The 16284-nt window shown below is 41.4% G+C and carries 7 protein-coding genes; all 7 read left to right on the top strand.

Annotated features, from left to right (window positions below; genetic code table 11):
- Positions 1–291 precede the first annotated feature (291 nt).
- The 7 genes from F7D73_RS02655 (at position 292) to F7D73_RS02625 (ending at position 16260) form a co-directional block, all read left to right on the top strand.
- Positions 292–840: a DUF3575 domain-containing protein gene (locus F7D73_RS02655; RefSeq protein ID WP_262884870.1), complete on the top strand. Its 549-nt coding sequence runs from the start codon at positions 292–294 to the stop codon at positions 838–840.
- Positions 841–861: 21 nt separating this feature from the next.
- On the top strand, positions 862–2286 hold the full coding sequence (locus tag F7D73_RS02650; RefSeq protein ID WP_194256827.1) for a DUF3868 domain-containing protein: 1425 nt from the start codon (positions 862–864) through the stop codon (positions 2284–2286).
- Between the two features lie 49 nt (positions 2287–2335).
- Positions 2336–4117 carry an Mfa1 family fimbria major subunit gene (locus tag F7D73_RS02645; protein ID WP_153122162.1) on the top strand — a complete coding sequence of 594 codons (1782 nt, stop codon included), beginning with the start codon at positions 2336–2338 and terminating at the stop codon, positions 4115–4117.
- A 49-nt stretch (positions 4118–4166) separates the two neighbouring features.
- Positions 4167–5243 carry a FimB/Mfa2 family fimbrial subunit gene (locus F7D73_RS02640; protein ID WP_153122161.1) on the top strand — a complete coding sequence of 359 codons (1077 nt, stop codon included), beginning with the start codon at positions 4167–4169 and terminating at the stop codon, positions 5241–5243.
- A gap of 46 nt (positions 5244–5289) precedes the next feature.
- A complete protein-coding gene (locus F7D73_RS02635) occupies positions 5290–6660 on the top strand; it encodes a fimbria major subunit (RefSeq protein ID WP_194256826.1) in 1371 nt (456 codons plus the stop codon).
- 56 nt (positions 6661–6716) lie between these two features.
- Positions 6717–8207: a hypothetical protein gene (locus tag F7D73_RS02630; protein WP_153122159.1), complete on the top strand. Its 1491-nt coding sequence runs from the start codon at positions 6717–6719 to the stop codon at positions 8205–8207.
- A 343-nt stretch (positions 8208–8550) separates the two neighbouring features.
- On the top strand, positions 8551–16260 hold the full coding sequence (locus F7D73_RS02625) for a T9SS type A sorting domain-containing protein (protein WP_153122158.1): 7710 nt from the start codon (positions 8551–8553) through the stop codon (positions 16258–16260).
- Positions 16261–16284: the final 24 nt, after the last annotated feature.

Genomic DNA, 16284 nt, shown 5'->3' with positions numbered 1-16284 from the left:
ATGCTCAATTCAGTTGTTTGCTTCCCTAATTAAGTTTTCGGACGGTCTCCCCCATTTCGCAATTTCTTTATATATTTGCAGCGTCAAAAATGATATGCTAAACTTAACAACAAGCAAAGTATACCAAGTAAGTGATAAGTAAAAGTATACCCAGATGAAGTAGAGTTACAACCACTTGTATACTCAAAATGGAACTAGATATACTAACAAAAATATATAAACCGAAATTACATATTAAAACCATTATTAATTATGTGCAAAACGATGGTGATGAAAATGTCTTTAGCAACCATGCTACTGATGTTGATCTCGATGAACGGCTTTTCGCAGAACATTGGGGTAAAGAGCAATTTGCTGTATTGGGCAACAACAACACCCAATATCGGACTTGAAACTGCTGTGGGGAAGAAGCATACCGCTCAGGTATTCGTAGGCTTCAATCCTTGGAAGCAGTCGGGAGGTGACCAGTCCAGCCTCCGCCACTGGCTTGTGATGCCGGAATACCGCTATTGGTTCTGCCAGAACTTCAATGGCTGGTTCCTCGGTGCGCATGCTATGGGTGGACAGTTTAATGCCGGAGGCGTCAAGCTACCTTTCGGTATGATTAAGGACTTGCGCGACCATCGCTATGAGGGATGGTACGTAGGTGGTGGTGTCACCGCTGGTTATCAGTGGCCACTTTCCAAGCACTGGAATCTGGAAACATCCATTGGTATTGGCTACGACTACATCCAGTACGACAAGTTCAAGTGTGGCAACTGTGGGGAGAAGTTAAAATCCTCTCACGATAACTATGTGGGACCTACCAAGGCTGCCCTCTCCCTCATTTATATGTTATAACCCCTTTTAACATTAATGATCATGAAACTTTCAAGAAATACCACCTATTTATTATATGCTGCCTTATTGATGGCTCCTGCAACTGTTATGGCACAGAACTGCCATGAAGTAAAGCTGGCTGCCAACAAAATTCAGGTTAGCAATGTGCAGGTGGCGCAGCAGAATAACGCTTTAATGGTATCGATGGATCTCAACCTCGATTCGCTTAACCTTCCTACCAATACCCAGCTGGTATATACTCCTATCTTCAAGAGTCAGAAGTTGGAATATAAGTTGCCTGAGATTGTCATCAACGGAAAACGCCAGCAGATTATGTATGAACGTGGGGTAGGGAACAAACATCTGAACCTTTCGCCAAAGGCGATGGTGGTTCGCCGTAACAACAAGCAGGCACAGACCCTTAAGTATACCGCTTCCATTCCTGTGGCGGGAGTCATGAAGAACTACGATCTCAATATGCATGAAGATCTTTGTGGATGTGGCAACCTGGAGGAGGGAAATGATTTCCATCTCCGCCATCGCCGTCAGCCGTTGGCTGTCTTCGTACGTCCTGCCGTAGAGGCAATCAAGGTTCGTCATCTCGATAAGCGTGCTTATATCGACTTCCCTGTCAACAAGATAGAGCTTCATGCCGACTACCGTCGCAATCCGGCTCAGTTGGACAGCATCGTAAGAACCATCAATGCCCTGAAAGATGATAAGAACCTGGAGGTGAGCGGAATCAACATTCATGGTTATGCTTCTCCTGAGAGTCCTTACAGTCATAATGACTATCTGGCAAAGAACCGTGCCAAGACCCTTACCGATTATGTTCGCCGTATGGTAGCCCTGCCAACCCAGCTCTTCACCGTTTCTTCTACTGCAGAGGATTGGGATGGTCTCCGCAACTATCTCAAGGAGAGTAACCTGGAGCATAAGTCAGAGATTTTGGCAATCGCCAATGATGAGAAAATGGATCCGGATGCCCGTGAGCAGAAAATCAAGAAGCTGTATCCGTCAGAGTATCGCTTCATGCTTGATACCTGGTATCCTGCCCTCCGCCATTCCGACTACCATATCACGTATAAGGTAAAGCCATTCGATGTGGCTGAGGCAAAGGAGATTATCAAGACCAAGCCACAGCAGCTCAGTCAGGAGGAGATGTTCCTGGTAGCTCAGACCTATGAGCCTGGCAGTAAGGAGTTTAACGACGTGATGGAGATTGCCGTCCGCATGTTCCCAGAGAACGAAACTGCCAATCTCAATGCAGCCAATACCCGCTTGAATGCCGGTGATGCCGATGGTGCCAAGGCTTATCTTGACAAGGCTGGCAACAGTCCTGCGGCTCTGAATGCTCGTGGTGTATACGAGGCATTGAAGGGAAATGACCAGCAGGCTCGCTATTACTTCAGCTTGGCAGCCAAGGCAGGTGTCAAGGCTGCTCAGGAGAATCTGGAAAATCTATAAGAGGTAATAAATAGGAATAAAAATATTAATCAAATTAAGTATATCAATTATGAAAAAATCGTTATTGTTTTCCGCAGTATTGGCTGGTCTGATGCTCGGTTCTTGTTCAAGTAGTGATGACTTGAATGGTGGTAACACTCCTGCTAATCAGGATGGTAATGGCTATGTTTCACTTTCGTTGAATTTGCCTACACGTAGTGGTTCAATGAGTCGTGCTGCAAACGACAATTTTGATGATGGACTTGCTGACGAGTATGCTGTTAAAAATGGTACCTTACTTCTCTTTGAGGGTGCTAATGAGGCAGATGCAACATTTGCTGGTGCGTATCAATTAAAAAATTTGAGTATGAACTTGGTTGGAACTACTACTGATAATATTACTACTACAACCAAAATTACTCAAAAAATCAATAATGGATTGAGTGATGGTACTCATAATTTCTATGCTATTGTTGTATTGAATGACAATGGAACACTTGCTGTAGATGATACTAAAGCTACTTTGAAAGTAAATGGTGAGGATTTTCCTTCTACTAAGAAAATTTCAGATTTGCAAACCTTAGAGTTAACAAAGAATGCTTCTGATTTTAAAACAACAGGTTTCTTGATGATGAATGCTCCTTTGTCAAGTGTTGCTGGTGGTGCTTCTGCTCTAACTAGTGCTACTGTCAGTGTTGCTTCTAAAATTGATAAGGATCATATCTATGCTACAGAGGCTTTGGCTAAGGCTAATTCTTCTGCAACTATTTATGTAGAGCGTGCATTGGCCAAGGTAGATGTTACTGCTTCAAAAGCAACAGGTAAATTGGATGATGATGCAACTGTATCATATACTGTTAAGGGTTGGGTATTGGATAATACCAATAAGAAGACCTATTATTTGAGAAATACTTCAAATTCTTCAGAGTGGCTCTCTTTGAAGACAACATCAAGTGTTCCTACAAAACCTTATCGTTTTGTTGGTGATGATCATATGGAAGCTGGCGTTAGTTTGTATCGTACATATTGGGCAAAAGACCCTAACTACGATGCTAAACCAGGAACATTGTCAGATAATTTCAATACCATTGGCAATCAGAAACCTGCTAGTTTGAAAGAATTAAATACATCCGACTACTGTTTGGAAAATACCTTCACAGTTCCTCAGCAGAACCAGGATGTAACTACACGTGTTGTCATTGCTGCTCAGATTAAAGATGATGGCAAGACTTTCTATGTTGTTAATGATAACGAGAGTCAGTTGCTTGATGAAGCTAATATGGAGAAGGCTGTTAAGAGTGCATTCTTGAACAATACTGATGTACAAGCATGGATTAAGACAGGCTTGAAGGCTGGTGAAACAATTGGTGAAAGTGATTTGGATGTTTCTGTTGCTAAAACAGCAGGTAATAACCATCCTACCTTTGTAGTTAATGCTACAGGTAATGCTAAATATACCTCTGGTTCAGCTCCAGCAGTGACCACAGATATTACAAACATTATGAATGCAATCAAGGTGGCTACTTATGAGAATGGTATTTCATACTATCCTGTAAGAATTAAGCATTTTGGTGACGACTTGACTCCATGGAAGACTACAGAGACTCCATTACCTACAGTAAGTGATGGTGCTTATCCATCAGCTTATCAGGCAGCAAATTATCTCGGTCGTTATGGTGTACTCCGTAATAACTGGTATAATATTGATGTTCAAGGTATCAAGAAACTTGGTTCCCCAGTTGTTCCTAAGGTTACTGGTGATACAGATGATGAATTGGCTGCTTACATCTCTGTCAAGATCAACGTCCTCTCTTGGGCTAAGCGTACACAGGGAGCAATTCTCGGTCAGTAATTCGATACATTATAAGATAAAGTATATAAAACAATAATTGATTAGCGATATGATAGCGCAAAAGATAAATAAATGGTTGAAGGGTGTCATGGCTGCTGCCATGACCCTGACAGTCGTCACCTCGTGCAACGATATGTGGCACCAGGACTACAGCGACTGCCCTAATGGTGTATATGTGAAATTTAAGTATGATTACAACCTCCAGCGTGCCGACATGTTCAATGACCATGTTGGACAGGTAACGCTGTATGTATTCGACGAGAACGGAAACTATATAACTCAACAGACCGAGACGAATTCTGCGCTATCATCGCCTCTCAAAGACCCAAATTATGTAATGCACGTCGAGAACCTACAGCCTGGCAAATATCAGTTCCTTGCTCTCGCAGGACAGAATGCTTATGCTGACCAACTGCAATCCGGTCGCGCCAAGTTTGTTCGTACAGAACTGGCTAAGGGCGACAATATCAAGAAGTTGGAGGTGAACCTCGACCATCAGAGCCGTGGTGATTATGATGAAGTTGAGAATCATGCCATGCCATTGGACACCCTTTGGCATGGCAAGATGCTCGAATCCGTAGTGGTTTCTTCCTCTGAAGCAGCCTATGCTACCATTCCGCTGGTTCGTGATACAAAGAAAATCAATGTTGCGCTACGTGACCTTGACTCTCCCCAGGATATGGATGTCAACGACTACACAATGACCATTGAGGATCATAATGCCCGCATCCTTTGGGACAACTCTCTCGACGAAAGCCGTAAGGTGGTTTATACTCCTCATGCTACATGGAATACGGTGGATGAAACCGAGCAGGGCAAGATAGCTCATGCCGACTTCATGACTTCCCGCATTCTGAAGCACGATGATTACAAACAGGACGGTCATCTCCTCATCAAGAGTAAGGAGACCGGAAATACAGTAGTAAATGTAAATCTTCCTGACCTCTTGAGTCGTCTCCGCACCAGCGAGGAGTACAGTTACAGTGCACAGGAATTCCTAGACCGTGCCTATGATTACAAACTTCAGTTCTTTATCCAGGGTGGCAAGCTCAAGTATTGTTACATCACCATCAGCGTGAATGTACTGAGTTGGAGCAAGCGCATCCAGTTCGAAGAACTCAATTAATATGTCCTACCCGGCTTCCCATAAGCCGATTCAAAAAAGAAAGTGTATGTTTAAGATAAAGACAATAACCCTCTCATTGCTAGCCCTTTTGCTGGTGATGTCGTTCGCTTCCTGTGCGAGCGACACTGCTAGCGATTCGCCTCTGCCAAGCAAAGATATGAAGACATATCTGCAGGTAAGGGTGACTGTGGATGGTAGTGGAGATACACGAGCGAGTAGGGCAGCTACAGGACCTCAAGGAGGTGAAGAAGGAGATGGAAGAGAAACAGGAACCAATCATGAAAATGATGTCAATTCTCTTACTGTCTTACTATATAAATCTGATAAAGCAGACTTGTCGCAAGATGATGCAACAATTGATTATGTATATACATTTACCAATTTAAATAAGGAAACAACTTCTTCTGGCAAAGATGCAACTTATACTACCGTTCCAAGAGAAATAGATGCTGCAATTGTTGGCAAGAATTATCATGTTTTGGTTATCGCCAATGCTGGTGATATGACTTCCAAATGTCAAGGAAAGACGATAAGCGAAATCCGGGATATGCAAATGGATAAGGTTTGTACCCGAAATGATGATATTGCCAATTTCTCAGATTTCGTCATGTCATCAAAGAAGGATGCAAAGATAGATTTCTCAGGAAAATCCGGTAGTGGAACTGGAACCGAGTCAGATCCTTATGTGGTAAATGTTGACATCGAGCGCCTGGCTGCCCGTATCGACATCATTCCAAATGCTACTTTTGATGGTACAAGTCAAGGTTATTATTATAACGTAATGGATGGTACGAATGTAATAGGTGGCTTTAAGCTCGAATCTGTTACTTCTACCAAGGTTATGACAAAGGGAGAATACCTGATTAAGCGAGTTTCTTCAGATGCAGCTGTATCTACAGTTACTTATTACGGTGAAGAAGAAATGAATCCTACAACCAAGGCTTCTACTAATTATGTGGTTTGCCCTTGGACAAAGAATCGTACAGGTCTTACTCTCGCAGAAGCCGAAGGTCCTACATCTTTTTATAATGTAAAGAAGACAACTTCAACCAGTACAACAGATCCAAGTTACATCCTCGATTATGTGATGGAGAATACGACCACCGATAATAAAGAGGACAATTCTACAGGCCTTATCTTTAAAGGCAAGTATTACGAGTCTTCCGAATGGGATGCAACCAATAAGCAGCCTAAGGCGGGTAAATCTGGTACAGATAAATACTATACCTATACCATTCGCCATAGTGATCCAACAGGTATTGGCTCTAAAACAGACCCAATGTATTACGGCATAGTCCGCAATAACATCTATCGGGTTCGTATCGATGGAATTACTGGCAAGGGACCGGATGGAATGAAGATTACCCTCAACGTGAGAAAATGGGCAACCTATACTCACGAAGAGACAACAATGTAAAAACGAAATAAATAGATAAACAGAAAGTATAGTTTGAAATTAAACTTTCAGAGAAAATGAAAACGATTAGAACGATACATACGGCATTGATTCTGATGGTGCTAGCCTTTATGACGGCTTGCTCCACAGATAGTGCTGACCCTATACAGGGAGACAGTGGAGGCGATAACCCAGGCGACAAGATTACCGTCCACATGACTCTTTCTACAGCTCCTTCTTCCGGAACCAGAGCTACGTTGTCATGGAATGATGGCGTAGATGCAGAAAACATGAAGAGTTGGGTAGTAGCCTTTGTGAAAGACAACAAGGTTGTTTCTTTTGTAGAGAATACGGATGTATCGGCTAATAATCGCATTAAAGATGAAGTCACAATCAAGGATCTTCCTAAAGGTGATACCTATCAGGTTTATTCCTTTGCTAATCTAACAGCAACAGAACTAGGTATATCCAAAGGTGTAGAAGTTCATTTCGACAACATGCAATGGAAGATGAACGGCAATGGCTTCAATGTGAATGCCACAGACTGCAAAGGTATTCCAATGAGCAATAAGCAGGAAGTAACGATAGATGCTTCCGGTAAGCCAAGCATCACTGAACTTTGGGTAGTAAGAATGTTGGCAAAGGTTACACTTCAGTTTAGGAATCCAAGTTCTACTGATTTGATAATCAATGATATTACCATCAGCGATATTACTTCAAATCCTTCTGCTACTACCAATACAGATGGTAACATCATGTTGCTGCCAAAGCATTCTGATGTATCAGGAACCTCTGGCGCAACTGGTTCATCTAGCCTAACTGATGCAGATAAAGATGAAGTTACATGTACTCCGAATCTGGTAAAGCAGGCAGCAACGGATAATTATACTTATAAGCTGTCTCCATCAAAGACGATACCTGCAAGTACTGATACTTATAAGCCAGAGAATGAGATTTCGTTTTATGTGAATGAAAGCGCAGCGGGCAATACTTCCAAGTATTTCATCATCAACCTGAATACATCAACAGGAATCAAGCGTTACGCCCTGTTCCAGGATTGGACAACGATAGCTCGCAACGACCATCACATTCTCCGAATCTCATTAGATGATTACAAGTTGAAGTTTGATGTTCAGTCCTTCACAGCCATCGGTCTCTATCCATCCATAACAGATAACGGAACCACTCTTTCCTACACCTGTTATTACCCGGAAGAGGAATTCCATATCCAGCCAAAGGTAGTAAAGGCAAGTGATGACTCAGAGGTAACTGGTATCGATAATACCAAAGTAGAGTGGCAGTTAATCAAAGAAGAAGGTATGGCTGATGAAACAGCTAATGCCCAGTTGGTGTTTAAAACTATTCCATCATGGAATACAACCACCGGCTATTTCGAAGGTACCTTCAATGATGATGCTGCCGATAAGCAGAGTGCCCTCTACAAGGTCACCGTCCCTGTGCCAGGCGCCTCAGGAAAAGAACTTATATATAAGATACTTTTCACCAAGGATTTAAGAAGCTATGCTGCTCGTAAACATTATACACGTAAATACTATCGCTATGAATAAGATTAAAAACATATATCGTACTCTCATCCTCCTCCTTTCATTGGTATTAATGCCAGTGGAAGGATGGGGAGAAACTGCTGTATTGACTAAAGATAATGGCTATTATAAACTTGATCTAAAGAATGCGTATTTGGATGCAAACAATAATAGCTATAAATATACATATTTCTTTATTGAATTTATTGATAAATCAGAAAAAATAATAGATATAGCTTCTTGGAGTATTAAAAAACACCAATGGTCATCTAATATTGGCAATTCTACAACAACTGATTGCTTTTATTATATTCAGGGGAATCGTGTTTTTTTTGATGGTAGCAAAGGGGCTGCAAATACTTGGGAGATGAGTACTTTGTATTTTACTCCTCCAACTGATGTAAATCTCGAAGGAGCAAAGATTGTTCTTCATCTTTCTAATGAGGAAGGACTCTTGACTGGTGCTGCCAAAGAGCAGGCAACATATACTTATAACATTCGTTTGGCAGAAAACTTGGCAGATTATTCTATGAAGGAAGCCAGCGAGCCAACTAATGTTATAAGTAAGAAATATGTTGTTGATCAAAATAATGCACAAGCACGTGTAAAATTAGATATGAATGATGTCAAGTATATGCGTTGGCAAGTACTTGATAAAGACGGTTCTGTAATAAGTCCTGTTAGCTCTTTATTGACTGGAGAAGCTGCAACCAATTATCAGGTTGTTAAGGATAAATATGTTTGGGCGAAGTTTGAGAGCTATGAGCCCAATAATATAGCAGGTGAATCTGAACGTACTGTAACTTTTAATTTGCCTTCAGGTAAAACGTGGGATGATGGTTATCAGGTGGTTTGCTATTGGGCTACAGATAAGTCTGATGGAGATTTTTATTCTGATGGAACTAAAGCCTATTTCTTCCAAGAGCCAACTCTTTCTGGCAAGTGTGTTTTCTCTTTTATGTCTAAGACGGCTGCAGAATCTGCTACGTTTACTCCTAATATAAGTAGCAATGTCCAAAAGACAACAGAGATTAGAGCTACTACAGATGCTTCTTTTACTATTTCAATGCCTAATACAGCGAAATATATGCGCTGGTATGTAGCAGATAAGGATGGTAAAGTGGTAGATAAGATAGATGCTTTAACTCCTGATGGTTCAGCCACAGCTAAGACTTATATAAAGAAAGGTAACTATTATATTTGGTATAATAATGATAAAGAGGCAAATAGTAACGATTTGAAGATGACCTTCACGCTTCCTAGTGGAAGTACTTGGACTGATGGTTATCAGGTAATTTGTGCCTGGGCATCAAGTTCAGCTGGTTCAGACATTCTCTATGATGATAATAACAACAATTATTATCTCTTGAAAGAACCAAATCTCAGTGGCTTGTATGTTACTGCATTTACAACTGCAGAGCAGATTAAGAGTAAGGATCTTGCTTTGAGCAGTTTGTCAAAAACAGCAGTTGATGAGTCTGATGTATATATGGTAAATGACGGCATTGAGCAGGTAACTGTTACAATACCAAAGCATAGTGTAAAGTATGTACGTTGGCAGCTCATTGACATGACTACCGGTAAGACTGTGGACGCAGTGGGTGAAGATGGTAATCAGATATTTACCAACTCTAGCTTTACCAACAGAAAGAAGGGAAGTTTTGTTTATTATAGTGCAACTTCTTCTTCAGATCAGTCAGTAAGACAGATAAATTTTGATAAGTCACAGATTTCTGGTGCTGGCGAATGGAGTAATTATCAGTTAAAGGCAGTTTGGACCGATAATGTAGATGGTATTGATGCCCCAACTTTGGATACTAAGCCATTTGTTGTGGCAGAACCTTCTGTGTTACAAGGTGCTTATACCGTTAATTTTAAGACCGTAGCTCAGGCAACTGCTGATATGAAACTGTCTTCTGCATTGTCATCTAATGTAATTAGTGAGTCTGATAACTTTGCTGTCTCTGGTAGTAAGGTTACTGTTACTGTGCCTACTCACTACCTCCGTTATATCCGTTGGCAGGTGATTGATAAGACTACAGGTAAGGTGATTGAAGATTTGCCAGAAGGTACATTGAGTAGTTCTTCTACTTATAATAGAGGTAAGGGCAATGTTATTGGTTATTCTGAGACTTCTGTAAGCAATGAAAATCTCAGAACGATTACTTTTGATAAGTCTAAATTGAATACTCCTGGTGATTGGAAGAATTACCAGTTGAAAGCTGTATGGACCAATGATGTCACTGGTATGACATCTTATATCAAAACTGATGGTACAAGATATATTGTATCAGAACCATCTGTTATGCAGGGTGTTTATACGGTATCATTTGCAGACAAGAGTGCTGTAGGTACATTGGTGACTTCTACTGAACCAACAACAGTTAAGAGTGTAGATGGTATTTTGATAAATAATGCCAAAAAGCAGATTAATATCAACTTAAATCATAAGTTAGATGAAATTCTGTCAGCTCTTGGAAAGTCTTCAGTAAGCGAGCTGGGTAATCTCTATATTCGTTGGACTGTTACTGATGCTGATGGTAATAGCTTCACAACTAATGGTTTGGAAATATCAAGCAAGAAATACAATGACTTTGATAGCAATAAGTATTTTAATGTCTTGACGAAAGATCCAAGTAGTGAATTGGCAGACTTGTTGAAAGTATCCTTTGCTTCTGAGCTTTATAGCTTTGATATAACAAAGGTTACCAATATCTCTTGTGTCATTACAGATGATATTGAGGGATTGAAAGAGACAGAAGAAATCGTTACAACAGAGCCTACTCATCTGAAGTTGAAATATCAGGTAAAGATTACAGACCCTGCTAAAGTGCCTTTCCGTCATTACAAGGGTTATGCCAATGCAGATGGTGATTATGAGGTAATAGATGCGTCTAAGGGACAGTTACGCCAAAAGACCTATACTTGGGAGTATACGTATCCTGTTGAAGTTGGCAAACCTGTTCCATTGACATTACCTATGGAAGATTTTGATGGAGTTGACGCCCACGGACATGGTGGTTTGGAACCATTAGGTTATTATAGATGGTATAATTATGATACAGATGAAGCATCTGCTAATATTAAAGCCGATACTCAAGATACAAATTACTTGCATGAAATAAGTGATGAAAAAGGCAACAAAAAAGGTCTTTTAGCTTATAATTTGGATAAAATTCAGCCTTGGCAAGGTAATCTCGGTGTTAATTATACTCGCCCAGCTGATAAAAATTGGAAGGGTGAGACGATTGCCTGTGATGTGAGCCGTTATGTTGATGGTATTGATGAGACGGGAACCTATATGGATCATGAAAGTACGCTTTCTATCCGTTATATCTTCCATCTGATTCCTGCTAAGCAAATGGCTGATATGGAAATGAATTATCTTACCCATTCGGATAATGATCTCACTTACGAGGATAATAAGAATGTTACTGTTGGTTTCGCTAACGCTATGTCGACAATGACTTTGCGTCTTAATATGAAACCAACCATGTATTATTTCTATCCGATGATTAACAATAAGCATCATGTCTATTTCCCAACAGGGCAATCAGACCGAGATATTGTTGCTGCTGATTTCGGAAAAGAGCTCAAGCAAGCAACTAAGGTTATATGGAGAATATATAATGGTGATAAAGATAAATATTGTGATTTTGAAAGTAACGTGGATAAGTTTCCTCGTTTCTTTGATGTCTATCAAAATCTCTTAAATAGTGCATCTGCATGGAAGAATTTGGATGGTAATTCCGTTACAGGTAATATTACATTCAACTATGGTGACCACTTCTCTGTAGTGGCTTATGCTGTAGATGAAAGCGACAATAGTAGTTGTCCGATTGCCAATTTCAACTGCCGATTCTTTGGCTTCCATCCTATGATGGATTCCGAAATGGGTAATGACGAAATTCAGCGTAAAATCTTTTATCTTGAAGAGAATTATAACCGTGTGGCAATGGTTAGTTTCGATAATGATAGTCCAGAACAAACTCTTTCTGCTCCAACCAATGATATGGATAATCAGTCTGAGCATCCTTCTGATTGGTCAAAGAGAAACTATGGATTTGTCTATAAGAGTCTGTTAAGTAAAAGTGCACAATCTGGTGTAGCGTTTTTTGACCCAATGCATTCACCATTGCATGGTGAATATGGAATCTATAAGACGGCTAATGTGCCGGGAGTATCAACCAATAGTGATAAGTATCTGTGGCACTATGGTTCTGAGTTACATGATAGAACATGGGAATTATCCGGCGGTTCTCAAACGGGTTCCTTCCTCTATATTGATGCTTCAGATGAAAGCCGTACCATTGCATCTGCAGAATTTAATGCAAGTATATGTACGGGTCAGCAAATGGCGTTCTCTGCGTATGTTGCTGATATTACTGGTGCTCAAACAATGCCACAGCTTATGTTTAAATTGTATGGTCTTGTTGGCAATCAGAAAGTGTTGCTTCATAATTTCTCTTCTGGAGATTTTGAAAGTAACCGTGATAGTAAAGAAAAAGGAAAGTGGTATCAGGTATATGGTAAGATTACCATTCAGAAAGAGTCACATGCAGAACAGTATGATAAATTCCGTATTGAGATTGATAACTATAGTGAGGGTACTCAAGGTGCGGACTATGCAGTTGATGATATCCGTATATATTTAAAGCCAGCCAAGGTGGAGGTCTTCCAGGACCGACCTGCCTGCGGTGAGAATGGGGAAGGTAAAGTCAAGCTGAAGATACGTGCCATTCACGAGACTTTGAATGCTATACTTAACCATACGGATACGAAAATCCATTTCCGTTTTGTGGAAGAAGATGGTACGCCTGTAAAGGGAACAGGTCTTTACAACTATAATTTGGATGGTGCGGAGAAAGCAATGCCAGATGGCTATGCTTCTGTTGATGTATATGATTCCGAAGCAGCTTGTAAGTCTCATACGATAGATGGTGTCAACATGATAGAGACTGATGCTTATGGTGAAACTTACATCATTCTCGCTAATCATAAGTTTGGACTCAAGGCTGGTAAGAAGTATTATGTCTCAGTATGTGCTGATAGTGATCCAAATGCACCTAATGCACAGTGGGGTAAACCTTCTGATGTCTGCTCTATTTATAGCGATTTGTTCGAGTTGATTGGTCAGACACCTGCGATTATAGATAACGAGGGTAATGTCATTACTGACTATCGTGTGGACTGTGCAGATCCAAATCCTAGTGTTAAACTTAAGGGCAGTCTCACAACCATCGATCCAAAGACTGGTGCAAAGATTATGCTTAAAGATGTGCCATTCTACTGGTATATCGATCAGAAGACAACGCCTTATAACAGTACCGCTTCTAATGAGATTACGATTCCTGTTAGTGATAAATATGGTGCTCATACAATCTATATGAAACCAGCACCTAATGGAACAAATGCTGACGGTGAGGAAGTTTATATTACACCGGATGGAGTCAGTTACTTGCTTTGTGATGAAGCGGTTCCTGTACCTCTGCGTATAGCTAAGGATGGTCCACAGCTTAACTTCGGTTTCAATGATGTGTATTATCCGTTTAATGATGCAACTTATAAGTCTGCGCTCCGTATCGGATTGCCACAGATTAAGAAGTTGTTGAATCAGAACGAGACAAACTCTTCCGAGGGTTATCTCCAGGTACCATTGCATAGCGCAAGCTATAAGACTGGTGTCGAAGATAAGACTTTGACATTCATTGATGATAGTAAAACTGGTGCAAATACTTCTGCGGATGTCTATGTTGCTACAACCAATGACCCATTGTGGAATAAAACTGGTGCTACATTGCTGTCTGCTCCTGTTGCAAAATTAAAGTCTACAGAGATTGGCGAAGTGGGTACTGCGACTCAGGCAACCCTCGACCTCCTGTTCTTAAAGGATGTTTTAGATAATTTCCACGAGGGATACTACTATGATCTCAGATTTGTCTTCGAGCAGAAGGCTGCTGGTGGTTCTAGCTGCCCTGGCGAAGCTTATCTTAAGGTAAAGATTGTACCGGAGTTCATTACCTGGACTCCTACAGCGAATGGCGGTATGAATGCCAACTGGAATAATGATGATAACTGGCATCGCTCATCTTCTACTGAATTGCATGATAATGAGTATACGAATTATCTGCCTTATGGCAGTAGCATGCCTGGTACGCCAGCTTCGGCCCAGGATATTCCTACCCAGAATAGCTATGTGCCAATGAAGTTTACTAAGGTTACTGTCGTCAACTTGAATGGAAAGCCTTTCCCTGACCTCGGTAACATAGTTTATCGTCAAGAGAATGGTATTGCTACCAAGTTGAATAATGCCAAGGGTGATGTGGCAACAACGTATATCCAGTATGATATCATGGCTTACTGGGATGAAGCGGCTGCCAATAAGGGATTCGAAACTGATGGTAATCTGAAGTGTGAGAAGTTCTATGGCAATACCTGCCATCAGATTTACTTCAAGCCTAAGGGTGAGCTTCGCGACCAGTGCTATCTGATATATGACAAGGCTTGGGTAGAGAAGGAACTGGTGCCTAACAAGTGGTACACCATGGCTTCACCTCTGCAGTATATCTACGCAGGTGATATGTATGTGCCAGCAAGTAATGGACGACAGGAAACCAAGGCATTTACGGATATCAAGTATAATGATAAGGTGGAAGGTTCTAGTACTTCTGATGCGTATAGCCGAAGCAAGTATCCGGTTTATCAGAAAGCTTGGATGAAGAGTGATGTGAAGGAAATCACTTCTGATGGTGAGCATGATGCATGGCATAAGCCAAGTGGTGAGGCAAGCAAGGTTGATGTAAATCTCGGCTACTGGAGCCACGTATATAATAAGGTGGATGAATGCTATACTGATGGCTCATTCGGTGGCTTCGCTATCAAGGCTGGTAATGCACTCTTGCCAAAGAGACCTACAGATGGTACTCCATTGCCTAATGCGCTCCTCCGTTTGCCAAAGGAAGATACAAGCTATCAGTACTTTGATTATGATGGTTCAACGACTTCTGGTGGTAAATCTGTACAAGTAGGAAAGGCTGGCCATGGCAAGCTCCTCGTTGCTTTCAATAACGATGAGAAGCATCTCGCAGAGATGACTCAGAACTTGGGAACTGATAATAACAGCGGTTTCTATCTCGTGGCTAATCCATATACCTGCTCTATCTCTCTGAAGAAATTCTTTGAGGTAAATACAGGATTGCAGAAAGCTGTATGGGTGGTTGATGGAGATGACGTAAATAGTGTTTCTGCTACAGATTTGGCAGATAAAGACTTTTTCGTTCAGCCTACTCAGTCGTTCTTTGTCAAGAAGGATGGAACAACTTCCGTTGATGCGGTGAAGTTCACTTCTGCGATGTATGTAGACCGTCTGCTTTCTACTGGCGTCATCATTGCTCCTGGTTATCTCACGAATGTGAATGTCTCGGCTCAGAATGCTAAGGGGCAGACTTCGAAGGCTCGCATTGCCGTAAGAGAAGAGGCTTCTGATGATTATGATGAGCAGGAGGATGTGGATCTTCTGTGCGATCAGAACCTGAGTGGTATTCCGCAGGTTTATACCGTGGCTGGTTCTCAGGCTGTGGCGGTGAATGCTACTCCTAAGATTGAATGGATGCCAATGGGTGTCATCATGGAGAATGGGGAGAAGAACGAAATGGTGAACCTTGACTTGAAGGGTGTTGCCAAGCTCGATGCTCCGCTGTATCTCTATGATGCTGCCAACGGACAGTATACCGAGTTACAGGATGGCAATGAGGTGAGCATTCAGGCGAACGAGCATGGCAGATACTTCCTGACCCAGACTCGTGGTACTACCGGTATCCAGCAGATTGAGGCTGAGGCTGAAAGTAATCAGTTGAAGGTTTATTCGCCAGCTCCAGGCATGATTGTTGTATCTGCCTTGAATGGTGAGAAGTTGGGTAGTGTAGAGGTATTTACCTTGGATGGCAAGATGGTTCACAGTTATCAGTTGCCTGATAAGCAGAGAATGATTCTCCGTGTTCCATCCGGAGTATATATCGTAAAGGCATCCACCCAGTCCTGTGCTCAGTCTAAGGGACTGAAGGTTGCCGTAAGATAGGAGAAGCTTGGTTTGGCAAGTTTA

The sequence above is a fragment of the Segatella copri genome (genome assembly GCF_009494395.1).
Taxonomy (GTDB): Bacteria; Bacteroidota; Bacteroidia; order Bacteroidales; family Bacteroidaceae; genus Prevotella.
The sequence above is the reverse complement of the archived record's forward strand: the minus strand, read 5'-3'. Positions and strand labels throughout refer to the sequence as shown.

Coding starts and splice junctions, on each gene's coding strand:
- F7D73_RS02650 (WP_194256827.1), top strand. CDS start 862: ATGAAACTTTCAAGAAATACCACCTATTTATTATATGCTGCCTTATTG.
- F7D73_RS02655 (WP_262884870.1), top strand. CDS start 292: ATGCTACTGATGTTGATCTCGATGAACGGCTTTTCGCAGAACATTGGG.
- F7D73_RS02640 (WP_153122161.1), top strand. CDS start 4,167: ATGATAGCGCAAAAGATAAATAAATGGTTGAAGGGTGTCATGGCTGCT.
- F7D73_RS02645 (WP_153122162.1), top strand. CDS start 2,336: ATGAAAAAATCGTTATTGTTTTCCGCAGTATTGGCTGGTCTGATGCTC.
- F7D73_RS02630 (WP_153122159.1), top strand. CDS start 6,717: ATGAAAACGATTAGAACGATACATACGGCATTGATTCTGATGGTGCTA.
- F7D73_RS02635 (WP_194256826.1), top strand. CDS start 5,290: ATGTTTAAGATAAAGACAATAACCCTCTCATTGCTAGCCCTTTTGCTG.
- F7D73_RS02625 (WP_153122158.1), top strand. CDS start 8,551: ATGAGTACTTTGTATTTTACTCCTCCAACTGATGTAAATCTCGAAGGA.